Source organism: Mesorhizobium sp. M0854 (assembly GCF_040319815.1).
In the GTDB taxonomy this organism is placed as follows: domain Bacteria; phylum Pseudomonadota; class Alphaproteobacteria; order Rhizobiales; family Rhizobiaceae; genus Mesorhizobium.
Map to the genome: position 1 here is coordinate 1 of NZ_JAMYOL010000029.1, position 24,319 is coordinate 24,319.

The following is a 24,319-nucleotide window of genomic DNA, read 5'->3' on the forward strand; positions in this document are numbered from 1 at the left end:
ATCCTAGGGTCTCCGCTACGGACGTAGCGGAGACCCTAGGATCCATGCCGTTACCGTGGCCGTGGAGTGCAGCGATCCAGGATTGCTTGCGCGCCCTCATCTCCGGCTCACCCCGCGCTGCTCTGCGGATAACAGATGATCGACAAATACCGCATCGGCAGGACGCTCAGCACTTCCGGTCCGTGCGGCGCATCGGCGTCGAAGAACAGGCTGTCGCCAGGCCTCATCGGGTAGAGATTGCTGCCGTGCCGGTAAACCACCTCGCCCTCGAGCATATAGAGGAATTCCATGCCTTCATGCTGGAAGGTCGGGAACACGTCGGAATCCTCGGTCAGCGTGATCAGATAGGGTTCGACGACGACGCCGCTGGTGTTGGAGCCGATATGGCCGAGCAGATTGTACTGGTGGCCGGCGCGCGTGCCGCGGCGTTCGACGTCGAGGCCTTCGCCGGCCTTGACGAAGACGGCACTGCGCTCTTCCTCGAAGCGGCGGAAGAAGGCGGTGACGGGAACGCCGAGCGCCCGCGACAGCGCCTGCAACGTGGTCAGCGATGGCGAGGTGATGCCGTTCTCGATCTTCGACAGCATGCCAAGCGAAATGTCGGTGGCGGCAGCCAGATCGGCGACGGTGATGCCGAGCTTCTTGCGGAAGGCCCGCACCTCGCGGCCGATCGCGACCTCCAGGACTTTTTCGCGGGTGTCGCGAATGGCGTGCGGGTTCTGGGTGAGCGGCGCGCGTATCTTGCGCGGATCGACTGCAGCGACCGACGGCTTGGCCTTGGCGGCGACGACGGCCGCAGCGGGCTTTAGACTGGATGCTTTTTTCGCCATGTTGCCACCCCGGACCTTGCCGATTCATTTCACTCACGGTGAACATATTCGGTGCCGATACAGAAGCGCAACTGCCACGGCAAGCCACCCGTGTCGAATTGCGCAATGTCTGGATTTCGCCCGAGCTACTGCGTCGCTTGGAAATCCAGCTGGGCGAAACGCGGTTTCGCGACAAGCCCTGTTGACAGCATCGAAGGGGCAATTACTGTCCTGTCAGTGAAATTTGTTTCGTTAGGGAAATGAGATCGGGAGGCCCGCAATGAAAGATCGTGTTGCCGTCATCGGAGCCGGGCCGTCCGGCATGGCCCAGCTCAGGGCCTTCAAGTCGGCCGCCGACAAGGGCGCCGACATTCCCGAAATCGTCTGCTTCGAAAAGCAGTCCGACTGGGGCGGCCTGTGGAACTACACCTGGCGCACCGGCCTCGACGAGCATGGCGACCCAGTGCACGGCTCGATGTACCGTTACCTCTGGTCGAACGGCCCGAAGGAATGCCTCGAATTCGCCGACTACACCTTCGAGGAGCATTTCGGCCGGCCGATCGGCTCCTATCCGCCGCGCGCCGTGCTGTGGGACTACATCAAGGGCCGCGTCGAAAAATCCGGCGTGCGCCAATGGGTGCGCTTCAACAGCCCGGTGCGCATGGTCACCTTCTCCGAAACGACAAAAAAATTCACCGTCACCGCGCATGACCGCACCAGCGACGTCACCTACTCGGAAGAGTTCGACCATGTCGTCGTCGCCTCGGGCCATTTCTCCGTGCCCAACGTTCCCTATTTCGAGGGCTTTTCGACCTTCAACGGCCGTATCCTGCACAGCCACGATTTCCGCGACGCCATGGAATTCAAGGGCAAGGACATTTTGATAATCGGCCGCTCCTATTCAGCCGAGGACATCGGCTCGCAATGCTACAAATACGGCGCCAGATCGATCACCTCCAGCTACCGCTCGAAGCCGATGGGCTTCAAATGGCCGGAGAACTGGAAGGAAGTGCCGCTTCTGCAGAAGGTCGTCGGCAAGACGGCGCATTTCAAGGACGGCAGCACCAAAGACGTCGACGCCATCATCCTGTGCACCGGCTACCTCCATTCCTTCCCGTTCCTCACCGAGGATTTGAAGCTGAAGACCGCCAACCGCATGTGGCCGGACGGGCTCTACGAGGGCGTCGTCTGGGAGAAAAACCCGAAGCTGTCCTATATCGGCATGCAGGACCAGTTCTACACCTTCAACATGTTCGACGCGCAGGCCTGGTTCGCCCGCGACGTCATCATGGGCCGCATCAATCTGCCCTCGGCCGAAGCCATGGCCGAGCACGGCCGGAAATGGCGGGCACGCGAGGAAACGCTTGAAGACGCCGAGCAGATGATCTGGTTCCAGGGCGACTACACCAGGGAGCTGATGGAGCAGACCGACTATCCCGGCTTCGATGTCGAGGCTGTCAATCAGACCTTCATGGAGTGGGAGCACCACAAGGCGCAAGACATTATGGGCTTCCGCGACCATGCCTACCGCTCGCTGATGACCGGCACGATGGCGCCGCTGCACCATACGCCCTGGCTGCAGGCGATGGACGATTCAATGGAGAGCTATCTCGAGGTGAAGGGCGTCGCGGCGGAGTAGGCAGTCCGAACGGCGATTGACTTGCCTCAGACAATTTCCCGTGCCGGGTCGGCTGCCAGCGCCAGGGAATCCGCGACGTGCTCGAGGTGCTCCTCACTCAAGATGCTGGTCGCGACGCGCACGGCGTTGGTCTTTCCGGTCGAAAACTTCGCCCCGGCATGGACCGCGATGCCGTGGGCGGCCAGCGTGACCATCGCGTAAGGTTCCGAAGCAACCGGAATGAGGACGCTGAGACCGTGTCCGGCGTCGATATCGACATTGCGTTTGGCCAGTTCGCCGGCCAGCCGTTCGCGACGGCCGCGGTATACCTCCTTCGCCTGCTCCACCAGGGCGGCCGTGGCCGGGTCTTGCAGCAGCCAGGCGGTGGCCGCCTGCAGGATGCGGCTGGTCCATCCCGAGCTGAAGCTGCGGTAGGACTGGATCTGCTCGACGATCGTCGCCGATCCGGACAGCACGGCGAGCCGCAAATCCGGGCCGTGGGTCTTGGAATAGGACAGGATGTGGACGACGCGATCGGGAAAACGCCGGCCAAGCGAAATGCGCGGCGCCGAGGCAATATCGCCGACGCCGTCATCTTCGACAATCAGCACGTCGGTGCCGGCGAGCAGGTCGCCGATGACTTCCAGCCGCGCCGACGACATGCAGGCGCCGGTAACCGAATGGACGCCCGGCTGGAACAGGAACGCGACGGGCCGCTGCCGCAGAGCGTTGGCAAGTGCATCCGGCAAGGGACCGTCGCTGTCGCAGTCTACCGGGATGATCGGCACATCGAGATCCTCGAGGATGTCGAGCAGGCGAAGCGCCGTCGGGTTCTCGATGGCCACCGGCGCTCCCGGCGGGACCAGCCCATGCAGCAAGGTGTAGATGGCGTTGTAACCGCCATTGGTGGCCAGGAACGCGCCGGGATCGTACGGCCATGACGGGCGCACTGCCGCCTCCAGCTCGGGCAGGATGCGCACCCGCTCGTAGCTGTTGAGCTTTTCGGCGCGCGCACCATGCGCCAGCGCGATGTCGAGCGGCGGCAAGAGCCTCACATCGGGCTCCGCGATCGCCAGGTTCAGAACATCCTGTCCGTAATTGCCGCCGCTCATGTGGCGCTCGGGCCGGGCGGCAAAGCGGTTGCCCATGATCCAGGTGCCGTTGCGTCCGCGGCCGCCGATGATCTTGTAGCGCCGCAACTCGCTCCACGCCTGCGAGACCGTCGCCGGGCTGACGCCAAGCATATAGGCCAGATCGCGCACCGGCGGAAGCTTTGCGCCGACAGGCAGCGCGCCGCTTCTGATCAGCGCACTGGTCTCGCGTGCGATGCCGCGCATCGTGCGGTCGCCAAGGCGCTCGGCGAACCATCCTGCATCGAAATCCATCGGCACCCGCAACCGTTAAAGCTAATGTTCAATAACATAATAACATTTGATCGGCCAAAAATAAACATTTACCAATCGCCGGTCAAACATAGTCTTGAAGTTCATGCCGATGCCCGTCTCCATCACTATAGCCACCCGCGATTGGGACTATCTCACCCCTTTGGTGCTGGGTGACGTCACTTCGAGCCGCTTGTCGGTGAAGGTTGATCGCGTCGCCACGCTCATTCCGGACCTCGGTACCGATCCGAACTACGATGCGGCGGAGGTCTCATTCAGCCGTTATGTGTCGGCCATGGCTTCGGGCGTCGATACGGTGGTTGGATTACCGTGCTTCATCATGCGCGGCTTTCGCCATCGCTGCATCATAACGGTCGAGGCCAGCCCGCTGGAACGGCTTTCCGACCTTGCCGGCAAACGCATCGGCGTGACCGGCTGGCGCGATTCCGGTAACACATGGACGCGCGCGGCGCTTCGCCGGGAAGGCGTCGGCGTCGAGGATGCCTATTGGTTCGCCGGCAGGCTGACATCGGGGCACCCGATCGCCGACCGCCTCGACGGATTCGGCAGGCCGGGGCGCATCGAAGCAGCACCAGGCGAGCGCCCGATGATGGAGCTGCTGTCGCAAGGCGAGCTCGACGCCGTTTTCACGCCCTTCATGCCGGACGGCTTTTTCGGCCCGGCTTCCGGCTTCCGGCAAGTGCTGCGCGATTTTCGCGCGGCCGAACGCGCCTATTTCGCCGACGTCGGCTATATCCCGGGCATGCATCTGGTCGCCGTCAAGGCCGCCCTGGTCAGGGAGCACCCCTGGCTGCCGCAGGAACTCGCCAGGCTGATCGACGAAAGCCAGCGCGTCTGGACGGCAAAGCGCCGAAAATATGCCGATACCTCGCCCTGGATCCTCGAGGAGCTGCTTCATGCGGGGCGCGACCTGCCTGCCTCCTGGAACGCCAGCGGCCTGCCGGCCAACCGGCGCATGATCGAGGATTTCGTCACCGAGCTCCATGCCCAGGGCATTCTGGCGGAACCGATTTCCGCCGAAGCCTTGTTTCCTTTCGAGGCCAGATCGCGGGCCACCGCAGCCTGACAACGCACAACGAAGAACACGAAGGAGAATGCCATGAGGACAATCAGCTTCATATTCGCCTCACTCGTCACCATGCTGGCGCAGGCCAGCTTTGCCCAGGATATCCAGAAGCAATCGGTGAACGAGGATTTGCGGGCCCGGCTGCCGGAAGAGATCCGCACGGCGGGAAAGATCACAGCCGTCAACAACGGCTCGTTCCCGCCCTATGAGATCGTCACCGGCACCGAACTGTCGGGGGCGACCAGGGACATTTCCGATGCCATCGGCCAGCTGCTCGGCGTCAAGATCGATCATGCCTCGGTCGCCGGCCTGCCGGCTTTGCTGAGCGGCATCAATGCCGGCCGTTATCAGTTCGCGATGGGTCCTGTCGGCGACTATCCCGATCGCCAGAAGTCCAACGACTTCATCGATTGGGTGCGCGAATACGTCGTCTGCGCCGTCGAGAAGGGCAACCCGCAAGGCATCACCTCGCTCGACACCGCGTGCGGCAAGCGCATCGCCGTCATGTCGGGTGGCTCGGCCGAAAAGGTCATCAAGCAGCAGGCGCAGAAATGCACCGAGGGCGACAAGCCGGCCGTCGAGGTGCAATCCTTCACCGACCAGCCGAGCTCGATACTGGCCGTCCGGTCGAAACGCTCCGACGCATTCTTCTCCTCGCAGGCGCCGCTGACCTATTTCGTCGAGCAGGCGAAGGGCCAGCTGGAACTCGCCGGGGTCGGCCAGGCCAACGGCTTCAAGGACATCTATCAAGGCGCCGTCGTCAAGAAGGGCTCGCCGCTGGGCGGCGTGCTGCTCGACGCGTTCAAGATCCTGATGAAGAACGGCACCTACGCCGCGGTCATGAAGAAGTGGGGCCTCGAGAAGAACATGATCGACGCGCCAGGCATCAACCAGGGCCAGTAGAGGCTGCCATGACCGATGCCACCGCTGCCTACGCGGCCGGGCTGCCGCGACGTCCCGACGACGCGCTGCGCGACGTCAAACGAGCCCACCGCCCGTTTCCGCTCGTCCGGCTGGCGCTCTGGGCGTTCACCGTCGCCGTGGCGGCCGGCTTCGCCTATATCGTTGCAGTCAACCCGAATTTCGGCTGGCCGGTGGTCGCCCAGTATTTCTTCGATCCGACGGTCATGCAGGGGCTTTCGGTGACGCTCGGCCTGACGGTCGTGGCAATGATCCTGGGCATCGTGCTCGGCCTGCTGCTCGCCATCGCGCGCATGTCGAGCGACAGGCTGGCATCCCTTCTCTCCGGCCTGTTCATCTGGTTCTTCCGGGGAACGCCGCTGCTGGTGCAATTGATCCTGTGGTACAACCTTTCGACGCTGTTTCCGCGCATTTCCATCGGCTTCGCCAGCTGGAACACCAACGACCTGATCACGCCGTTGACCGCCGCCGTTCTTGGTCTGGCGCTGAACGAGGCCGCCTACATGGCCGAGATCATCCGTGGCGGGCTGCTGTCGGTGGACAAGGGACAGGCCGAAACGGCTGAAGCCTTCGGCATGACCCGCGCGCGGGCCTTGCGGCGCATCATCATCCCGCAGGCGATGCGGTCGATCGTGCCGCCGACCGGCAATCAGCTGATCAGCATGATCAAGGCAACGTCGCTTGTCAGCGTCATCGCCATGGCCGACCTGCTCTACTCGGTGCAGTCGATCTACAACCGCACCTTCGAAATCATTCAGCTGCTGATGGTTGCAGTGCTGTGGTACCTGCTGATCACCTCGGTCCTCAATGTCGCGCAAGGCTCGATCGAACGCCACTACAGCCGCGGCGACCGCGGCGCCCGTGAGAAGACGGCGACCGCCACCCTGGAGGCCGCCAATGAGCGCGCATGACACGCCCCTGGTCCGGGCGCGCAACGTTCACAAGGCCTTCGGCCCGCTCGAGGTGCTGAAGGGCATTGATCTGGACGTCGCGCCTGGCGAGGTGGTGGTCATTCTCGGACCGTCCGGCTCCGGAAAGTCGACCTTCCTGCGATGCATCAATCATCTCGAGGCGATCGACCAGGGGTCGATCGAGGTGGACGGCGAGCAGATCGGTTACCGGTTGCACGACGGCCGCCTCGACAAGCTTTCCGACCGCGCGATCGCCGCGCAGCGGCGCAAGATCGGCATGGTGTTCCAGCAGTTCAATCTCTATCCGCACATGACGACCCTGCAGAACGTCATTGAGGCTCCGGTCGGCGTTCACCGGGAGAACCGCAAGGAGGCGATCGGCTACGCCCGCGAACTGCTGACCCGTGTCGGTCTTGCCGACAAGATCGACGCCTATCCGCGCCAGCTTTCAGGCGGCCAGCAGCAGCGCGTCGCCATCGCCCGTGCGCTCGCCATCCGCCCGAAATTGATGCTCTTCGACGAGCCGACCTCGGCGCTCGATCCGGAGCTGGTCGGCGAGGTGCTCGCCACCATGCGCGATCTCGCCAGGCAGGGCTTGACCATGATCGTGGTCACGCATGAGATCGGCTTCGCCCGCGAAGCGGCGGATCGGGTGGTGTTCATGGACGACGGTAATGTGATCGAGGCCGGGCCTCCGGACGAGGTTCTCGCCAAACCCAGGCACCCGCGCACGCGGGCTTTCTTGAGCCGTTTCATCTAAAAGCAAAGCCGGCGCGGCACCTGCTCGGCCGGCAAAGGACCTTCCATGCCAAAGACCTCCAACCAGTTCGCCGATATTTCCGACTTCGCCGACAAGGCCGCCGAGCTTGCAGCGGCCCGCCAGCACCTGCACGCGCATCCCGAGCTTTCATTCCAGGAGCGCGAAACGGCTGTATACGTTGCCGAACGGCTCGAAAGCTGGGGCTATGAGGTGACGCGCAATGTCGGCGGGTTCGGCGTCGTCGGTCGCCTGCGCCAGGGCAGCGGCCGCAGCATCGCCATCCGTGCCGACATGGACGCCCTGCCGATCACCGAAGCTACCAATCTCCCTTATGCCAGCCAGGCCAGCGGCAAGATGCACGCCTGCGGTCATGACGGCCACACCACGATGCTGCTCGGCGCCGCCGAATACCTGGCGCGCACACGGCATTTCAACGGCACGGTGAACCTCATCTTCCAGCCGGCCGAGGAAGCCGGCAAGGGAAGCGGGGCGCAGGCGATGATCGCCGACGGCCTGTTCGAGCGCTTTCCCTGCGATGCGATATTCGGGCTGCACAACCACCCGGGCGCGCCGACGGGTTCGTTCCTGATGCGCGCCGGGCCGCTGATGGCGGCGAGCGATACCGTCACCATCAGGATCGCCGGGCGTGGCGGCCACGCCTCGCGTCCGCACCTGACGGTCGACCCGATCGTCGCTGCCGCCAACATCGTCATGACCCTGCAGACGGTTGTGTCGCGCAACGTCAACCCGATCGAGACCGCTGTCGTCACCGTCGGCACGATTCACGGAGGCACGGCCTCCAACGTCATTCCGGAACACGCCGAAATCACGTTGAGCGTCCGCTCCTTCTCGGCCGAGATCCGCGACACGCTCGAGCAGCGTATTCGCAATATCGCAGCACTTGTGGCGCAGGCGCATGGCGCAACGGTCGAGATCGATTACGAGCGCGGCTACCCGGTGGTGGTCAATTCCGAGCGCGAGACGTCCTTTGCGACAGACATCGCTGTCGAACTCGTCGGTCAGGACAAGGTGTCCGTCTGCCCGTTGATCCCCGGCAGCGAAGACTTTTCTTATTTCCTCGAACACAAACCCGGTTGCTTCCTGCGCCTCGGAAACGGCGAGGATTCAGCCATCCTGCACAGCTCGAAATATGATTTCAACGACGGCAATCTGACCGTCGGCGCAGCGCTCTGGGCTCGTTTGACCGAGAGATTCCTGGCCGCCTGATCCATGACTGCGGCTTGGATTGTCGATCGGCCGGTCGAGCATTATTGGGGCGACCGGCCGCGCGACGATGCTCAACGAATTCTCACGCATTCCCCCTCTTCGAATGCGATAAGAGCTTCGCTTTCAGACAAACAAAAAGTCGCTCGTCGTCAGCGGGCTTGTAAAGTTTGCGAGAGTAACTTGATCGACTCCTGCGGTAATGATGGTGTCGGTTCCACTTTGCGCAATTGTGAGATCATCGAACGATTGCACGCCCTCCACGCCACTAAATACAATGGTGTCGTCTTGGGTCTGGCTGAAATCGTAGATGGTGTTTTGGGTTCCGACCGTCATTGAACCATCGTCCTTGAATATGAATTGATCTCTGCCGCCCTGAGCCAGTTCGCTCAGTTGCCCGTCACCCCACATGTCGTTGACGACGGTGCAGCCGGGTGCCGCGCTCCCGGCGTACAGGGTATCGTTTCCGCCCAGAGCCGAACCGGACATTTGCAGAGCGTCGCCGCACAGGAAGTTGCGGACCTGGCCGCTTTCGCTGTTGTGGCCCCCGGTAAGAATGTCGTTGCCGCCCGCGGCGGACCCGGACATAGCGAATGTGTCGCCATACAACTCGCTTTGAACATCAGGACCAGAGCTCTTATTGCCGCCGGTTAGGATATCATTGCCGCCCACAGCATTGCCGGCCATCGCGCCAGCGTCGCCATAGGCGAAATTATGGGTGCCTTGCAGCACGGCCACGTCATCGCCCCCGCTAGCAGAGTCGGACATGATGCCGGCCGCGTCACCATAGAAACTTATCACGAACCCACCCACGCTCGTGAAGGTGTCGTCGCCGCCCTTAGCAAAGTCGGACATATGTAGGCTCGCGTCGCCAAAGAAACTTTTGGTCTGAATCGTGCCACCAAAGTCTGTGTAATGGTCGTCGCCACCCTGAGCATGGCCAGACATGCTGCGACCGGCATCACCGTAGAAAATAGTGTTGGCGTCACTAGCGCCATTGAAAGTGTCGTTGCCGCCCTTGCTGTAGTCCGACATATCGCCGCTGGTGTCCCCGTAGAAAGCGTTGCTGGAGTCGCTCCTGGCCGTGAAACGGTCGTCGCCACCTTGAGCATGGCCAGACATGTTGTTCCCGGCGTCGCCAAAGAAAATGTTGACGGCCACGCTGGTGCCCTCAAAGGTGTCATTGCCACCCTTGCTGTGGTCGGACATATCGACGCCGGCGTCACCGTAGAAAGTGTTGAAGGAGTTGGGAAAGGCCGTGAAACGGTCGTCGCCGCCCTGAGCATGGCCGATCATGTTGCCGCCGGCGTCGCCGAAGAAAATGTTGCTGGCTTGCGCGGCGCCCGTGAAAGTGTCGTTGCCGCCCTTGCTGTGGTCCGACATATCGTCGCCCGCGTCACCGTAAGCAGTGGTGGTGGAGGAGCTCGACACCGTGAAGGTGTCGTCACCGCCCCGAGCAAAATTGAACAAGCTCCGAGCCGCGTCGCCGTAGAAGGTGTAGGTCGACGGTGCGGTTTCCGTAAAGGTGTCGTTGCCGCCTCTTGAGAAATCGAGCAGGCTGCCGCCAGCGTCGCCGGTCAAGATATTCGTATTCGGATCGCCTGTGAGGGCGTCATCGATACCCCACTGATGATCTGCCAGATCACCGGTAGTAAAGGGAACGCGTTTAGACATTATCCGCTCTCCTGTTGAGCCTACCCGTCCCATGGCAGCCGTACGATGTGAGGCAAAAACGAGCAATAATCCCGAATGGCTATGTCTTTAGACGTAGGGATCGGTGCCTCGTTAACGGCCGCTTGGCGGCAGCTTCCTGAGGCCGTCCTATTCCGGACTATCCCAGCCTTGCCCGAGCCTTCGCCGTCCAGGCGTTGAACAGCCGGTCTGCGACGATGCCGATGAAGGCGATGGCTAGGCCGGCGACGATGCCGCGACCGGAATCGGCCTTGGACAGGGCGATGAACACCTCCTGGCCGAGATCGCGCGTGCCGACCATGGCGCAGATGATGATCATCGCCAGCGCCATCAGGATGGTCTGGTTGACGCCGAGCATGATCTCGGGCAACGCCAGCGGCAGCTGCACGCGAAAGAAGGTCTGGCGCCTGGTGCAGCCCGAAACCTTCGCCGCCTCGATCAGCGCCGGCGGCACCTGCCGAATGCCGTGATTGGTGTAGCGGATCGCCGGCACCACGGCGAAGGCGACGGTGGCGATCATCGCGGTGACGTCGCCGACCCTGAACAGCATCACCACCGGAATGATGAAGCAGAACGACGGCAGCACCTGCAGCGTGTCGATGACCGGCGTGACGGTCTTTTCGAAGCGGTCGCTGCGCGATGCCATCAGCCCGATCGGGATGCCGATCAGGCAGGCGATAAAGGCGGAGATGCCGCACAAATAGACCGTCGCCATGGTCTTTTCCCAAAGTCCGGTGACGGCGCAGAACGCTGTCAAAGCCGCGACCAGGGCGGCGAGGCGCAAGCCGCCGAGCTGGTAGCCGGCAAGGCCGAGGAGACACACCGCGCCCAGCCACGGAAAGCCCTCGCAGAAGGCGCGCACCGGGTTCAGCACGTTGAGGATAAGCGCCACGCGGAACGCTTCGATCGTGTCGAAGAAGTTGATGGTGATCCAGTTCACCGCCGCCTTCCACAAAGGCGCGGTGGTGAAGGTGATCGCCTTCGGCACCGTGGCGAACGCCGGCACGAACAGGCCGAGCAGCGTGGCGACGGCGAGGATGGCAACGGCCAGCGTCAGATTGGGATAGCGCCGCCAGAAACTGGTGCTGGCCTGGTGGCGGACATTGCCCTTGGCGTGATTGTGCGCGATCGCTTGGCTCAGCCGGTCGAGTGCAATTGCCAGTGCGACGATCGCGAGGCCAGCTTCCATCGCCTCGCCGACCTTGAGCGCGCGCAACGCCAAAAGCACGTCATAGCCGAGCCCACCTGCACCGATCATCGAGGCGATGATCACCATATTGAGCGCCAGCATGATGACCTGGTTGACGCCGACCATCAATGTCGGCCGCGCCGACGGCAACAGCACCCGCCACAGCTTCTGCCGTGCCGTGCAGCCGGCCATCTCGCTGAAATCGTCGATCTCTGACGGCACCCGCGACAGGCCGAGCATCGTCGCCCGCACCATTGGCGGCGTCGCGAAAATTGCCGTCGCGATCATTGCCGAGACCGGGCTGTTGCCGAACAGAAGCAGCATCGGGATCAGATAGGCGAAGGTCGGGATCGTCTGCATCAGATCGAGGGCAGGGGAGATCAACAACCTCTCCGCCCAAGGCTTGCGCCATGCCCAGATGCCGGTGAACAGCCCGGTAACAATGCAAAACGGCACGGCGATCGAGATCAAGCCCAGCGTCAGCATGGCGCTGGTCCACTGCCCGAACAGCGCGACGTAGAGAAAACAGCCGCCGACCAGCGCACCCAGCTTCCAGCCGCCAGCGGCGCGTCCGGCAAGGTAGGCGGCAGCGCAGACGCCGACCCAGGACAGGCGCGGCAAGACGATCATATCCGCGCCATGGCCGATCTTGAAATTCTTGGCCAGAAGAGCGAGCGCGAAATCGAGCGGCACGCCAAGCACCGCAGTGATCGAGCGGGTCAGCCAGGAGAAGTTCGACTTCACCCAGTTCATCAGCGCACCGACCCAGTCAGCGACAGGAACGATCGCGCCGGCCGGGTAATTGACCGCCCAGGGCAGGCTTTCCTGCAGCAGGAAGACGATAAGCACGGCGGCGAGCGCGCAGGCCCAGATCGCCAGCCAGGTTTGAACCGGCCGGGGCCTCGCTGCGCTAGCGCTTGCCGTGACCGTCATGCGCCGGCCCCACGACGCTCGATGCCGGCGAGAAGATCGATCACCGCCTGCGGCGTGACTTCGCCGATCGGCTTGCCGGTGCCGTTGACCACCGCGAAGGGCTTGCCGGCAGAGACGATATCAGCCGAAAAACTTGATATCTTGGCATCCGGCGCGACCGTGCCGCCGTACTCGGCGCCGTCGCAGGCGCGCATCAGGCTGCGCGCCGAGATCACCTTGGCGCGGTCGACGTCGCGGGTGAATTCGGCGACATAGTCGGTCGCCGGGTTGACCACCAGCTCTTCCGGCGTGCCGATCTGGATGACCTCGCCGTCCTTCATGATGGCGATACGATCGGCCAGCCGGATGGCCTCGTCGAAATCATGGGTGATGAAGACGATGGTCTTGTGCAGCATGGTCTGCAGCCGCATCAGCTCGTCCTGCATCTCACGGCGGATCAGCGGATCGAGGGCCGAGAACGGCTCGTCGAGGAACCAGATTTCCGGCTTGGTGGCGAGGCTGCGGGCGATGCCGACACGCTGTTGCTGGCCGCCGGAAAGCTCGCGCGGATAGAAATGCTCGCGGCCGCGCAAGCCGACCAGCTCGATCACTTCCCGCGCGCGCGCCTCGCGCGTCGGCCGGTCCTGCCCCTGGATGCCGAGGGGGAAGGCAATGTTCTCCAGTACGTTGAGATGCGGCAGCAAGGCAAAATTCTGGAACACCATGCCCATGCGGTGGCGTCGCAGCTCGATCAGCGCGGCATCGGAAATCTTGAGCAGGTCCTTGCCTTCAAACTCGACCTTGCCGTGGGTCGGCTCGATCAGCCGCGACATGCAGCGCACTAGCGTCGATTTGCCGGACCCCGAAAGTCCCATGATGATGAAGATCTCGCCCTGGCGGATTTCGAGATCGACGGCGCGCACCGCGCCAACCAGTCCGGCAGCGGCGATGTCCGCCAGGCTGGCCTTGCCGTCGCGCCGGCGGATGAAATTGGCCGCGTCCGCCCCGAACAGCTTCCAGACATTGCGACAGGCAAGCTTTATCGGGCGGGCATCCTTGCCCGTTGCTTTCACCGCCTGTTCAATCGTATCGCTCATGCAATCGTCCTTCTGGAATAGGGGATCGAGACCCGGCCCTGAATGGCCGGGTCGTCGCGTTTCCAGTCAGACGGTCACTCGGCCCAGGCTTTCCAGTCGGCTTCGTGGGCGGCGATCCAGGCGGCGGCGACGTCTTCCGGCGTCTTGCCTTCGAGATCGATCTCGCCGCTCATCTTGTTGAGCTCGTCGGTATCGACCGTGTAGTTTTTCGCGACCTTGTAGGCGACCGGCCATTTGTCCTTCATGCCGGCCCAGGAATATTTCCAGATCTCGCCATGCGGCTTGCCGCAGTCATATTTCGCGTCGGGGTTCACACCCCATTTCGGGTCGGTGTAGCACTCGGTCGTATAGTCGGGGAATTCGACCCATTCGCCCTTGTATTTGGCTGGCGCCCAATGCGGCGAATAGATCCACAGCATGATCGGCGCCTTGCGCTGATAGGCCGAGTCCAGTTCGGCGAACATCGCCGCATCGGTACCGGCATGGATGACGGTGAAGGGCAGTTTCAGCGCCTCGATGCGTTCATCGTCAAAACCTTCCCATGTCACGGGTCCGCCAAGATAACGCCCCTTCGGCGCGGTTTCGGCCGTCGAGAAGGCCTCGGCGCATTTCGGGTCTTTCAGCGCTTCCCAGTTCGGCAGGCCGGGGCATTTCTCTTTCATATATTCGGGAAACCACCATTCTTCCTTGGCCTTGGGTCCGAGCTTGCCGAGGCGTTCGGTCTGGCCCGTCGCGTCCGAGGCCTTCATCGCCTCGCCGGCCGTCGTGTCCCAGAATTCCAGGCCGACATCGATGTCGCCATTGGTCAGGCCGGTGGTCAGGCTGGAGAGATAGTCGGCGGTCGGATACTCGACGGTATAGCCGAGCTTTTCGAGGATGCCGCCGAGGATCTTGGCGTTCAGATTGACGCTGGTCCAATCGAACAGCGCGATCTTGATCGGGTCGTTGGATTCCGGCGCGGCCGCATAGGCCGAAGATGTCAGTGCGGCTGCGGCAAGTGTTAAGGCTCCCATTGAGAAATTCGAAATCATGCTCCGAAGTGACATGCTTGTTCTCCTGTCAAGCTCTGGTGGAAATTATCGTTAGTTCCCTTCTTGCGTCTTTTTTTGATTGTGTTGGAAAAGCTGGTCGTTGCGCAAGGCCGTAGGCGCCACAATGCTGCCGAAGCGGATGCCGGCGCAAAACGGGGGTGGTGCCCAAATTGGTGAAGATGTGGCGGGGACCGGCCGCGTCATGACTGCCGAAGGATTGCTGCCAAAGCAGTCATCCACGGATCGATCGCCGGTCTTGAGGGGCAAACCATCAAAGTCCCATGATCTCGGCTGTTGGCTCCGCAACTCGCCCAGAGCCACTTTCATGAGATGAAATTATATATACCAACGGTCATGTCGCGCAACGAATAACGCCGGTGCCAATTTCACGGCCCGTCTTTTTACATGGACCCGCAGATCGGTTCGAAAAAAGCCAAGGTTGCCGATCATCCCATATGCGAGCCGCAAGATAGGGTACCGATACAATGCAGCAGACCTCTTCCTTGAACAGACTGCGCATCGCCGTGCTCTTTGGCGGACGTTCAGCCGAGCATGACGTTTCGGCGCTTTCAGCAACCAATGTCATGCGTGCGCTGCTGCCCACCAAATACGATGCCGTCCCAATCTTCGTCACGCGCGAAGGACAGTGGCTGCTGAGCAGCTTCCAGGATGGTACGCTCGCAAAGCCTGCGGGCGGTTTGGAGGTTTGCCTGGTTCCGGGCGGGCACGGACGGATGATGGCGATCCCGGCCGACGGCACGCCCTATGACCTGCCGCAGATCGACATCCTGTTTCCCGTACTGCACGGCCCTCATGGCGAAGACGGCTCGGTACAGGGGGTGGCCGAGGTGGCTCGGGTGCCGCTCGCCGGCTGCGGCATCCTGGGTTCGGCAACCGCGCTGGACAAGGACATCGCCAAACGGCTCCTGGAAGCGGCGGGGCTGCCAATCGCGCGCTCAGTGACGATCCATGAAGGTGCGGCGCCCGCCCTCGCCACACTGGAAGGCGAGCTCGGCCTGCCGTTCTTCATCAAACCGGCGCGTCAGGGATCGTCTGTCGGCGTCGGAAAAGTCCATGCCAGCCAGGAATTCGATGGAGCGCTTGCTGAAGCCTTCCGGCACGATTGCAAGCTGTTGGCTGAGGAATTCATTCGTGGGCGCGAGATCGAATATAGCGTGTTGGAGGACCCGGCAGGCGACCTGTTCGTCTCGCGGCCAGGCGAGATCGTGCCGGCCGAAAGCCACGATTTCTATAGCTACGATGCCAAATACATCGACGAGAACGGCGCGGCGCTAAGAGTGCCGGCCGATCTGCCGCCGGAGGTCGAGGCAGGCATGCGGGACGTGGCCGCAAGAGCTTTCAGAGCCGTCGGCTGTGACGGGATGGCCCGCATCGACTTCTTCCTGACGCCGGACATGCAGTTCCTGGTCAATGAAATCAACACCATCCCCGGCTTCACCGACATCAGCATGTATTCCAAGGCAATGGCGGCAAGCGGCGTCAGCTATTCCGAAATCATCGACCGGCTCGTGGAACATGGATTGGCTCGGGCGGGCCGAGCAGCCTGAACGCAGCGAAGCGGCATTCATATCCGGTCGATGGTACGTCGGCCCGCGCCGCTCACGACATGATCAGGCCGCCATCGACATTGATGGTCTGGCCGGTGATGTAGGCCGCATCGTCGCTGGCGAGAAAGCTGACCAGGCCGGAGACATCCTCGCCGCTGCCGGCGCGGCCCATCGGGATGTTCTTCACCCATTCGGCCATCAACTCGCCGGGCTTGTACTCGCCCATCAACTTTCCCCATGCGGCGTCGTTATAGGCCCACATATCGGTGTCGATGATCCCGGGGCAGATCGCGTTGACGGTGATCTTCTCCTTCGCCACTTCCTTGGCCAGGCTCTGGGTGACGCCGACGACGCCGAATTTCGAGGCCGCATAATGCGGCGTGTAGATAAAGCCCTGCCGCGCCTGGCCGGATGCGGTGTTGATCAGCCGGCCGCCATCGCCATGCTTGCGGATGCGCGCGATCGCCTCCTGGCAGCACAGGAACACGCCCTTGGTGTTGACAGCCATCACCTTGTCCCATTCGGCCTCGGTCATCGCCTCGATCCTGGCGATGGTGATGACACCGGCATTCTGCACGGAGATATCGACGCGGCCGAACTCCTGCTCGGCCAGGTCATAGAGGGCGACGACTTCGTCTTTCTTCGTCACATCCATGCGCAGCGATGCGACCCTGGCGCCCGCAGCCTTGAGATCGGCGGCGACCTCTTCGACGCGCGCGTCGATGGCGCTGACGACGACCGCGGCACCTTCCGCCGCGAAGCGCCTGGCCATTGCCGCGCCGATGCCGCCGCTGGCGCCGGTGATGACCGCCGTTTTTCCCTGGAATCGCTTCTGCATCTTTTCTCCTACCAGCAGACGAAGCCGCCATCGACGATCAGGTCGATGCCGGTGACGAAACTCGAGGCGCGGCTGGCCAGGAACACGGTCGGGCCGACCATCTCTTCCGGCGCCGCCATGCGGCCCATCGGCGTGTCGCGCTCAAAGATCCTGACCTGGTCGGCGACCTCCGGCCGCTTGTTCATCGGCGTCAGCGTGTAGCCGGGGCTGACGACATTGACGCGCAGGCCGCGATCGGCCCATTCCATGGCGAGGCTCTTCGACATGTGGATCACCGCGGCCTTCGACGAATTGTAATGCGCCTGGGTCAGACCGCGATTGACGATCGAGCCCGACATCGACGCGATGTTGATGATCGAGCCCTTGCGTCGCGTCAGCATGGCGCGGGCCTCGGCCTGGCAGGACAGGAACACGCCGCTGACGTTGACGTCATAGAGCTTCTGCCATTTCTCCAGCGACAGCGTCTCTGCCGGCTCAGCTCCGGCGACGCCGGCATTGTTGACGGCGATGGTCAACGCGCCGAGTTCCATCTCCGTACACTCGATCGCGGCCGCGAGATCGGCCTCTGAAGTCACCGTGCCGGTCAGCACCAGCGCCTTGCGGCCGAGTGCCGTGATCCGGTGCGCGGTCTCCTCCAGCCCGCCTTTCGAGGCATGGCCGAAGCAGGCTATGTCGGCGCCGGCCTCGGCCAGCCCAATGGCGATTGCCTGCCCGATGCCGCTGCCGGCGCCTGTCACAAGTGCCACGTCACCATGAAGGTCGAATAATTTCATCGTCGGTCCCTCTGCTCCAACCGCCGTCCTCCGGAAATAAAGGGGCGCCAACTCTGTTGCTGGCGCCCCGCGCGGTCTGGTGCCCGGGAGGATACCACCTGCTGCGCTTTGTTTCGATGGGCGTCCTAGCTCGTGGCTAGTTCCATCACCGCGATATTGCTTGCTTCGCTGCGGTCGAGAATGCCGCGTTGCCGGCCGCGGCTCAGCACCAGCACGCGATGTGACAGGCCGAGCACTTCCTCGAGGTCGGAGCTCACCACCACCACGGCCATGCCGGAGCGGGCAAGGTCGGCGATGACATCATAGATCGCGGCGCGTGCACCGACGTCGATGCCGCGCGTCGGCTCGTCCAGGATGAACACCTTGGGCGGGCGCGACACCCATTTGGCGATGATCACCTTCTGCTGGTTGCCGCCTGAAAGCTTGCTGACCGCCTGGTTCGGCCGGCCCTTGACGCCAAGCCGGCGAATGCCGGCCTCGGCGAATTTCTGCACTGCCTTCGGAAACACCCAGCCATTCGGCGCCACATGGTCGAAATTGCCGATCGCCAGGTTCTCGCCGATCGTCTGGTCGAGCACCACGCCCTGCGCCTTGCGGTCTTCCGGTACCAGGACGACGCCGGCCTTGATCGCCGCCGCCGGGCCATTGAGATGCACCGGCTTGCCGGCGACGCGCACCGAACCCGATGAGATCGGATCGGCACCGGCGATCGCCCGCACCAGCTCCGTGCGTCCGGCGCCGATCAGCCCGGCAATGCCGAGGATTTCGCCGGCCCGCACTGAAAAGCTGACATTTTGAAAGCTGCGTTCCGGCGAGGACAGGTTCTCGACCTCGAGCAGCGTGTCGTTGCCCCGCGCCGATATCGTAGGGAACATCCGCTCGACACTGCGGCCGACCATTTGTTCGACGACGGTGCGCACCGGAATGTCGGCGCGCTCGTGCCGGGCGACGATACGCCCGTCGCGCATCACCACCACGCGATCAGCGATCTGGGCAATCTCGTCCAGCCGGTGGCTGATATAGATGAAGGACATGCCTTCCGCCTTGAGCTTGCGGATCTGCTGGAACAGGAGCTCCGTTTCCTCGCCGCCAAGGGCGGCCGTCGGTTCGTCGAAGATCAGCAGCTCGGCATTGAGCGTCAGCGCCTTGGCGATCTCGACCTGCTGCTGGGCGGCGATACGCAGCGTGCGCACCTTGCGCTCGGGCGAGACATCGAGGCCGAGGCGCTTCAACTGGGCCGATGCCCGTGCGTTCATTGCCGCGCGGTCGATGCGGCCGCCACGCATCGGCAGGCGGCCGACGTAGACATTTTCGGCGACCGACAGATCGGGCAAGAGCTTCAGCTCCTGGTGGATCATGCCGATGCCGGCGTCGATCGCCGCGGCAGGATTGGCGGGGGAATAAGGGTTCCCCCGCCAGGTGATGGTGCCAGCATCGGGTTTGGTCGACCCGGCGATGATGTTCGAGACGGTGGACTTGCCGGCGCCGTTTTCGCCAAGCAGCGCCACGACCTCGCCCGGCCGCACCTCGAAGCTCGCATCGGCCAGGACCTGCACCGGCCCGTAGCTTTTGCAGAGGCCGCTGACGACGAGCCCGTTATGGGGGCTGTGCGTGTGGCGAGGATCGGTGGACATCGTTGCGCTCGTCGATTGCCGGACTGGTCTCAATCAGGGATGCTTGGCGATGAACTGCTCGACATTGTCCTTGGTGGTCAGCGTCGCATCCTGCAGCTGTTCGGCGGGAATGGTCTCGCCGGCCACCAGCTTGATTGCTGCGTCGACGGCGAGCCGGCCCATGCCCTGGGTCTGCTGCGTCGCGGTCACGTCGAAGACGCCGTCCTTCAGTGCCTTGAGCGCCGCCACGTCGCCGTCGAAGCCGGCAACCCAGACCTTGTGGCCGGGATTGGCGACCTTGACGGCCTGTGCCGCACCAAGCGCCAGCGCGTCGGCCTGGCCGATGACGATCGACACGTCGGGGTGCGACTGCAACAGATCCTGCGTCAGCTTGAAGCCTTCGTCCTGGTGCCAGCCTTCGCTCCACAATTCGCCGACAACCTTGATGTCGGGATAGCCTTTCAGCGCTTCGCCGCAGCCCTTCGAGCGGTCGACCTCGGGCGTCGTGCCCTTCTGGCCGTGGATGATGATCAGCTCGCCCTTGCCGCCGGCCTGCTTGGCGATGTAGTCGCAAACCGCCTTGGCCGATGCCACGCTGTTGGTTGCGATGAAGGTATCGCCGGGCGCGCCATCGGCGTTGCGGTCGACATTGACGACTGGGATGCCGGCAGCCTTGGCGGTCTTGGTCGGCACGGTGGCGGCGGTGGCGCCGGCTGGAATATAGATCAGCGCATCGATGTTCTGCGTGATCAGGTCCTGCACCTGGCTGACCTGGGTCGCCGAATCGCCCTTGGCGTCGACGGTAACGACCTCGATGCCCTTTTCCTTGCCGTAGGCTTCGACGGACTGCTTGATCTGGTTGAAGAAGTCGGCCTGCAGATTGGCGACGGCGAGGCCGAGCTTTTTGGCCTCCTTGGCCGAGGCCATGTCGGACAGGCCAAGCAGCGGGATGACGGCCGCGGCGGCAAGCAGCAATGAACGTTTGGTCAGCATGTTTATTCCTCCGTTGATGTTCAATCTGTCCTGCCCGCGCATCGCGGCGCCCCTTGGCCGAACAACTCCCAGTTTCGGATCACCGATCCGTTTTCGCCCGAATATCGGGGCGAATCTCATTGAGCCCAATTCTTTATTGTGCTCCATTCTTCATTGTGCTCGGCGCCGCCACGTGTCGGTGGCCACCGCCAGTGCGATCACCACGCCGATAACCACTTGCTGGATGAAGGGCGAGACACCGAGCAGGTTCAGCCCGTTGCGCAGCACGCCGATGATGAGGACGCCGATGGCTGTGCCGCCGATCGAACCGACGCCGCCCGACAGGCTGGCGCCGCCGATCACCACCGCCGCGATGGTGTCGAGTTCGTAGCCAAGGCCGGAGCTCGGCTGGACGGAGTCGAGCCGGGCGGCAAGCACGATGCCTGCGAGACCGGCCAGCACGGCGCAGATCGCATAGACCCAGTTTGTCAGCGACTTGACTGGTATGCCGGACAGCCGGGCTACTTCGGCGCTGCCGCCGATTGCGTACAGGCTACGGCCGGTAGCGCGATAATTCAGGAAGATCGCGAAAATGACGGCAAGCACGATCATCAGCCCGACGGTGACCGAGAGGAATCCGAAATGGCGGATGATCGACAGGCTGGTGAACCAGTCGGGAAAGCCGACGATCTGCGAGCCGTCGGTGATCATGTTGGCGAGGCCGCGCGCCACCGACATCATCGCCAACGTGGCGATGAAGGGCGGCAGCTTGGTGACCGTCACCAGCAGGCCCGAAACCAGACCGCAAAGGCCGGCGACGACGAGGGCTGCGGCGATGCCGGCGGGCAGGCCGAGATTGAGATAGTCCGGATGGGCGACGAAGCCCATCACCATGGAAGCCAGCGCCAGCACCGAGCCGACGGACAGGTCGATGCCGCCGATCAGGATGACCAGCGTCATGCCGATCGCCATGATGCCGAGCACAGTGACCTGGTCGAGCACGTTGAGGATGTTGCGGATGGTCAGGAACGTGTCGGTAGTCAGCGAGAGCGCCAGGCACAGCAGAACCAGCCCGATCAGCGGACCCATGGTTCCGGCAAAGACAGCCGAAAACCTTGCGCCCGCCGTAGCCTGCGCGCCAGAGCCTGCCTTCAACTCGCCTGCCTTCAAATTGCTTGCGTCGTTGCTCACAGCCACTTTGTCTCCTCCACAGCAATCCGGCGCTGCATCACCGGGCCACTTTGCTCACCAGGCCCCTCCCTGTGAACAATTTATCTTTAACATGCAATTTTGTTCAGCTAAACTGTTCGTCGGAAAATTGTCAAGGCCTGCCGCTTCATTCGACGACGGGTTTGCGCTGTCCGCCGGTTTGCCTTACGCAAGGTCTCCGAAATCTTGGGCATTTCGAAGTCGCCGGATTGGAATATCATGAGCAGAGCCGGCGGCTGCGGCAAGGCAAACAGATGACGATCGTAGAGAACGAAAGAGCCCCGCGCTTCCCCGACGCCGAACTCAAGGCCCGCGCCGCCTGGCACTATTATGTCGAGGGTCTTACACAGGAGCGGATTTCCGAAATTCTCGGCGTCGGCCGCATCAAGGTGCATCGCATTCTCTCCGCCGCCCGCGAAGAGGGTGTCGTCCAGTTTCGCATCCGCGACAGCGTCGTCGAATGCGTGATTTTGGAGGAAAGCCTCAAGCAGCGGTTCGGGCTCAGCCAGGCAGTTGTGGTGCCGTCGGCGGCCGACCGAAGCAACGCGCCGCTGATGATCGGCCACGCCGCCGCCGGCTACCTGGCCGACCATGTGAATGCCGGCGATGTCATCGCACTGGGCTGGGGGCGGACACTGAAATTCGCCATCAATGAATTGCCGCGGCGGCCCATCGCCAGGACGACGGTGGTTTCGATGCTTGGCGGCCTCACCCATGCCCAGCCGCTTAACCCGACAGAAAGCGCCTGGGATTTCGCCGAAAAGATCGGTGCGGAGTGCTTCCTGCTGCCGGTGCCGGTCTATGCCGACAGGCCGGAGCAGCGCGACGCTTTCATGAGCCAGCGCAGCGTTCAGGACGTCGTCTTCCGTGCACGCCGGGCAAACATCGCCGTGCTCAGCGTCGGCTCGTTTTCCAACGACAGCCCGATCGCCAATTACGGCTTCATCAAGCCAAGCGAACTCGAGGAATTGCAGGCGGCCGGTGCCGTCGGCGATATTCTGTGTCATTTCATCGACGCCGAGGGCCGCCCGGTCGACCACGAGGTCAACCGCCGCGTCTGCGCCTATCCGCTGCAGGATCTGTCGGATATCCCGAGCATCATCCTGGTGTCGGGAGGCAGCGAGAAGGTAGCGGTAATGCGGGCTGCGCTCGCCAACACCAAGGTATCGGTTCTGATCACCGACGAAGACGCGGCCAAGGGCCTGCTCAACCGCTAGATTTCGCCGAGAGCGCTGAGGCGGGTGTGGATGTCGCGCGTCGCCTGATAAAGGTCGCGGTAGATTTCCTTGCGGCTGCGATAGGCGGCGACAAGCCCGTCGACCGGATCGACATGCCTGGTGGGAGCGGCAGCCATTGCCTGGGCGGCGGCTTCCGGCGAGGCAAACCAGCCGACAGCCGCTGCCGCCAGCATGGCAGCGCCGAGTGCGGCGGCTTCGTTGACCGGCGAAACCGAGAGCGGCCGCTCGAGCACGCTTGCCATGATCTGCATGAGCAGCGCGCAATTGGTGCCGCCGCCGGCGGCAATCATCGCCGCCGGTCCGCCGGCCTGGGCTTCCATGGCCTCGGTGGCGACGGCCTGCTCGAAGGCGATGCCTTCCAGGACAGCGCGGAAGAGATGCTCCGGCCGGTGATCGAGCGACAGGCCGACAATGGCGCCGCGCGCGGCACCGTCCCAATACGGGCTCATGACGCCGGCCCAATAGGGCATGATGAGCAGGCCCTCGCTGCCCGCGGCAACATCCAGCGCCACTTTCTCCAGCGCTGCCGCCGAGGGCGAACCGGTGGTTCGCACGATCCAGTCGACCAGCTGCATGCCCGAGCGCAGCACGGTCTCCAGCATGAAACCGGAGCCGGTCGGCGAAACCAGCGTGCGAAACGCGTCCGAGGTTTTCACCTTGCCGGAATAGCAGCCGCTGACCACGCCGGAGCCGAGCGAGAGATAGCTCTTGCCCTCGCCGTAGACGCCCATGCCGAGGCCCATCGCTTGGCCGTCCCCGGCGCCGGCAACGACCGGCGTGCCGGCCCTCAGGCCGGTCAGCTGCGCTATGCTTGCGGAAAGACTACCGCAGACCACGCCTGGCGCGACCAGCTCGGGCAATTGCTCCATCTGCAGTCCGGCGGCCGCAACGAGGCGGGGATGCCAGGTACCTTTCTCGACGTCGAGCAGCCCGAGCGGATCCGCACTTGCGGTGCTGGTGACCAATCGCCCGGTCAGCCGCTGGACGAAGAAACCGTGCACGTCGACCAGTGCCGCTGCCTGGCGAAGCACTTGCGGCTGGTGCTCGGCAAGCCAGGCAATAGCGTAGAGCGCCGGCGTCGGGTCCGGCGGCTTGCCGCTCCAGTCGCGGATCGCCTCGCGGCCGAGTTCGGCCGAAAGCCTGATAACTTGCGGCCGGGCGCGTTCGTCCAGCCACAGGATTGCCGGCATGAGTGCTTTGCCGGCGCTGTCCACCAGCGTGAAGGTCTCTCGCTGGTGAGCGATGCAGACCGCCGCCACCCGCGCAGCGCCGACCGCCTCGGTGACCTGCTTCAATGCGCCAAGCAGCGCCGTCCACCACTGTTCGGCCTGCTGCTCGAAATGGCCGGGCTTCGGATTTGAAAGCGGATAGGTCTCGCGCGCCTGGAACAGCTCCTCGCCGGCGCGGGTGAAGGCAATCGCCTTCACGGCCGTGGTCGAGGCGTCGATCCCGATTACGACATCGTCCATCAGGCG

The 24,319-nt window shown here is 63.2% G+C and carries 20 protein-coding genes; 8 read left to right on the plus strand and 12 right to left on the minus strand.

Features of this window, described 5'->3' with window-relative positions:
- Nucleotides 1–107 precede the first annotated feature (107 nt).
- Nucleotides 108–830 (minus strand): helix-turn-helix domain-containing protein, encoded by a 723-nt coding sequence (locus tag NKH99_RS27270; protein ID WP_352502037.1) that lies wholly within the window; start codon nt 828–830, stop codon nt 108–110.
- Between the two features lie 259 nt (nt 831–1,089).
- On the opposite strand from NKH99_RS27270, the gene NKH99_RS27275 reads away from it, so the two are divergent.
- A complete protein-coding gene (locus NKH99_RS27275; protein WP_353016677.1) occupies nt 1,090–2,448 on the plus strand; it encodes a trimethylamine monooxygenase in 1,359 nt (452 codons plus the stop codon).
- Between the two features lie 26 nt (nt 2,449–2,474).
- Here the strand turns inward: NKH99_RS27275 and NKH99_RS27280 are convergent, their stop codons facing one another.
- On the minus strand, nt 2,475–3,812 hold the full coding sequence (locus tag NKH99_RS27280) for an aminotransferase-like domain-containing protein (protein WP_353016680.1): 1,338 nt from the start codon (nt 3,810–3,812) through the stop codon (nt 2,475–2,477).
- A gap of 109 nt (nt 3,813–3,921) precedes the next feature.
- Between NKH99_RS27280 and NKH99_RS27285 the strand changes: the two genes are divergently transcribed.
- The 5 genes from NKH99_RS27285 to NKH99_RS27305 all read left to right on the plus strand — a co-directional run bounded on the left by NKH99_RS27285 (nt 3,922) and on the right by NKH99_RS27305 (nt 8,715).
- A complete protein-coding gene (locus tag NKH99_RS27285) occupies nt 3,922–4,896 on the plus strand; it encodes a substrate-binding domain-containing protein (protein ID WP_353016762.1) in 975 nt (324 codons plus the stop codon).
- A gap of 72 nt (nt 4,897–4,968) precedes the next feature.
- Nucleotides 4,969–5,799, plus strand: a complete 831-nt coding sequence (locus tag NKH99_RS27290; protein ID WP_502900111.1) for an ABC transporter substrate-binding protein — start codon at nt 4,969–4,971, stop codon at nt 5,797–5,799.
- Nucleotides 5,800–5,807: 8 nt separating this feature from the next.
- On the plus strand, nt 5,808–6,728 hold the full coding sequence (locus tag NKH99_RS27295; RefSeq protein ID WP_353016686.1) for an amino acid ABC transporter permease: 921 nt from the start codon (nt 5,808–5,810) through the stop codon (nt 6,726–6,728).
- The gene (locus NKH99_RS27300) at nt 6,715–7,488 is read left to right on the plus strand and encodes an amino acid ABC transporter ATP-binding protein (RefSeq protein WP_023674014.1); all 774 of its coding nucleotides are present in this window, start codon (nt 6,715–6,717) and stop codon (nt 7,486–7,488) included. Before NKH99_RS27295 ends, NKH99_RS27300 begins: the two co-directional genes overlap by 14 nt.
- 45 nt (nt 7,489–7,533) lie before the next feature.
- Nucleotides 7,534–8,715, plus strand: a complete 1,182-nt coding sequence (locus NKH99_RS27305) for a M20 aminoacylase family protein (protein ID WP_352768889.1) — start codon at nt 7,534–7,536, stop codon at nt 8,713–8,715.
- Nucleotides 8,716–8,838: 123 nt separating this feature from the next.
- Here NKH99_RS27305 and NKH99_RS27310 read toward each other — a convergent pair whose 3' ends face one another.
- The 4 genes from NKH99_RS27310 to NKH99_RS27325 all read right to left on the minus strand — a co-directional run bounded on the left by NKH99_RS27310 (nt 8,839) and on the right by NKH99_RS27325 (nt 14,648).
- Entirely contained in the window at nt 8,839–10,386 is a 1,548-nt protein-coding gene (locus NKH99_RS27310; protein ID WP_353016689.1) for an autotransporter outer membrane beta-barrel domain-containing protein, read from the minus strand.
- Nucleotides 10,387–10,543: 157 nt separating this feature from the next.
- Entirely contained in the window at nt 10,544–12,526 is a 1,983-nt protein-coding gene (locus tag NKH99_RS27315; protein ID WP_353016692.1) for an ABC transporter permease, read from the minus strand.
- Nucleotides 12,523–13,602, minus strand: a complete 1,080-nt coding sequence (locus NKH99_RS27320; protein ID WP_353016695.1) for a quaternary amine ABC transporter ATP-binding protein — start codon at nt 13,600–13,602, stop codon at nt 12,523–12,525. The genes NKH99_RS27315 and NKH99_RS27320 overlap by 4 nt, the downstream gene beginning before the upstream one ends.
- A 74-nt stretch (nt 13,603–13,676) precedes the next feature.
- On the minus strand, nt 13,677–14,648 hold the full coding sequence (locus tag NKH99_RS27325; RefSeq protein WP_352768881.1) for an ABC transporter substrate-binding protein: 972 nt from the start codon (nt 14,646–14,648) through the stop codon (nt 13,677–13,679).
- Between the two features lie 470 nt (nt 14,649–15,118).
- Here NKH99_RS27325 and NKH99_RS27330 point away from each other — a divergent pair, with 470 nt between their 5' ends.
- Nucleotides 15,119–16,201 carry a D-alanine--D-alanine ligase family protein gene (locus NKH99_RS27330; RefSeq protein WP_502900109.1) on the plus strand — a complete coding sequence of 361 codons (1,083 nt, stop codon included), beginning with the start codon at nt 15,119–15,121 and terminating at the stop codon, nt 16,199–16,201.
- 52 nt (nt 16,202–16,253) lie between these two features.
- Here NKH99_RS27330 and NKH99_RS27335 read toward each other — a convergent pair whose 3' ends face one another.
- The 5 genes from NKH99_RS27335 to NKH99_RS27355 form a co-directional block, all read right to left on the minus strand.
- Nucleotides 16,254–17,039 (minus strand): glucose 1-dehydrogenase, encoded by a 786-nt coding sequence (locus NKH99_RS27335; RefSeq protein ID WP_352918011.1) that lies wholly within the window; start codon nt 17,037–17,039, stop codon nt 16,254–16,256.
- Between the two features lie 8 nt (nt 17,040–17,047).
- Complete coding sequence (locus NKH99_RS27340; RefSeq protein WP_352978525.1) at nt 17,048–17,812, minus strand: SDR family oxidoreductase; 765 nt, start codon at nt 17,810–17,812, stop codon at nt 17,048–17,050.
- A gap of 125 nt (nt 17,813–17,937) precedes the next feature.
- Nucleotides 17,938–19,446 (minus strand): sugar ABC transporter ATP-binding protein, encoded by a 1,509-nt coding sequence (locus tag NKH99_RS27345; RefSeq protein WP_353016702.1) that lies wholly within the window; start codon nt 19,444–19,446, stop codon nt 17,938–17,940.
- A gap of 33 nt (nt 19,447–19,479) precedes the next feature.
- Nucleotides 19,480–20,418 carry a sugar ABC transporter substrate-binding protein gene (locus tag NKH99_RS27350; protein WP_023674026.1) on the minus strand — a complete coding sequence of 313 codons (939 nt, stop codon included), beginning with the start codon at nt 20,416–20,418 and terminating at the stop codon, nt 19,480–19,482.
- A gap of 150 nt (nt 20,419–20,568) precedes the next feature.
- Nucleotides 20,569–21,552, minus strand: coding sequence for an ABC transporter permease (locus tag NKH99_RS27355; protein ID WP_198023514.1), 984 nt, complete (start codon nt 21,550–21,552; stop codon nt 20,569–20,571).
- 308 nt (nt 21,553–21,860) lie between these two features.
- Between NKH99_RS27355 and NKH99_RS27360 the strand changes: the two genes are divergently transcribed.
- Nucleotides 21,861–22,823, plus strand: a complete 963-nt coding sequence (locus NKH99_RS27360) for a sugar-binding transcriptional regulator (protein WP_353016705.1) — start codon at nt 21,861–21,863, stop codon at nt 22,821–22,823.
- Here NKH99_RS27360 and NKH99_RS27365 read toward each other — a convergent pair.
- Complete coding sequence (locus NKH99_RS27365; protein ID WP_352473398.1) at nt 22,820–24,313, minus strand: xylulokinase; 1,494 nt, start codon at nt 24,311–24,313, stop codon at nt 22,820–22,822. The genes NKH99_RS27360 and NKH99_RS27365 overlap by 4 nt on opposite strands.
- Nucleotides 24,314–24,319: the final 6 nt, after the last annotated feature.

What these genes read in the sequence shown, in the direction of transcription:
- NKH99_RS27270 (WP_352502037.1), bottom strand. Translation starts at nt 830, where the DNA reads ATGGCGAAAAAAGCATCCAGTCTAAAGCCCGCTGCGGCCGTCGTCGCC.
- NKH99_RS27275 (WP_353016677.1), top strand. Translation starts at nt 1,090, where the DNA reads ATGAAAGATCGTGTTGCCGTCATCGGAGCCGGGCCGTCCGGCATGGCC.
- NKH99_RS27280 (WP_353016680.1), bottom strand. Translation starts at nt 3,812, where the DNA reads ATGGATTTCGATGCAGGATGGTTCGCCGAGCGCCTTGGCGACCGCACG.
- NKH99_RS27285 (WP_353016762.1), top strand. Translation starts at nt 3,922, where the DNA reads ATGCCCGTCTCCATCACTATAGCCACCCGCGATTGGGACTATCTCACC.
- NKH99_RS27290 (WP_502900111.1), top strand. Translation starts at nt 4,969, where the DNA reads ATGCTGGCGCAGGCCAGCTTTGCCCAGGATATCCAGAAGCAATCGGTG.
- NKH99_RS27295 (WP_353016686.1), top strand. Translation starts at nt 5,808, where the DNA reads ATGACCGATGCCACCGCTGCCTACGCGGCCGGGCTGCCGCGACGTCCC.
- NKH99_RS27300 (WP_023674014.1), top strand. Translation starts at nt 6,715, where the DNA reads ATGAGCGCGCATGACACGCCCCTGGTCCGGGCGCGCAACGTTCACAAG.
- NKH99_RS27305 (WP_352768889.1), top strand. Translation starts at nt 7,534, where the DNA reads ATGCCAAAGACCTCCAACCAGTTCGCCGATATTTCCGACTTCGCCGAC.
- NKH99_RS27310 (WP_353016689.1), bottom strand. Translation starts at nt 10,386, where the DNA reads ATGTCTAAACGCGTTCCCTTTACTACCGGTGATCTGGCAGATCATCAG.
- NKH99_RS27315 (WP_353016692.1), bottom strand. Translation starts at nt 12,526, where the DNA reads ATGACGGTCACGGCAAGCGCTAGCGCAGCGAGGCCCCGGCCGGTTCAA.
- NKH99_RS27320 (WP_353016695.1), bottom strand. Translation starts at nt 13,602, where the DNA reads ATGAGCGATACGATTGAACAGGCGGTGAAAGCAACGGGCAAGGATGCC.
- NKH99_RS27325 (WP_352768881.1), bottom strand. Translation starts at nt 14,648, where the DNA reads ATGTCACTTCGGAGCATGATTTCGAATTTCTCAATGGGAGCCTTAACA.
- NKH99_RS27330 (WP_502900109.1), top strand. Translation starts at nt 15,119, where the DNA reads ATGCAGCAGACCTCTTCCTTGAACAGACTGCGCATCGCCGTGCTCTTT.
- NKH99_RS27335 (WP_352918011.1), bottom strand. Translation starts at nt 17,039, where the DNA reads ATGCAGAAGCGATTCCAGGGAAAAACGGCGGTCATCACCGGCGCCAGC.
- NKH99_RS27340 (WP_352978525.1), bottom strand. Translation starts at nt 17,812, where the DNA reads ATGAAATTATTCGACCTTCATGGTGACGTGGCACTTGTGACAGGCGCC.
- NKH99_RS27345 (WP_353016702.1), bottom strand. Translation starts at nt 19,446, where the DNA reads ATGTCCACCGATCCTCGCCACACGCACAGCCCCCATAACGGGCTCGTC.
- NKH99_RS27350 (WP_023674026.1), bottom strand. Translation starts at nt 20,418, where the DNA reads ATGCTGACCAAACGTTCATTGCTGCTTGCCGCCGCGGCCGTCATCCCG.
- NKH99_RS27360 (WP_353016705.1), top strand. Translation starts at nt 21,861, where the DNA reads ATGACGATCGTAGAGAACGAAAGAGCCCCGCGCTTCCCCGACGCCGAA.
- NKH99_RS27365 (WP_352473398.1), bottom strand. Translation starts at nt 24,313, where the DNA reads ATGGACGATGTCGTAATCGGGATCGACGCCTCGACCACGGCCGTGAAG.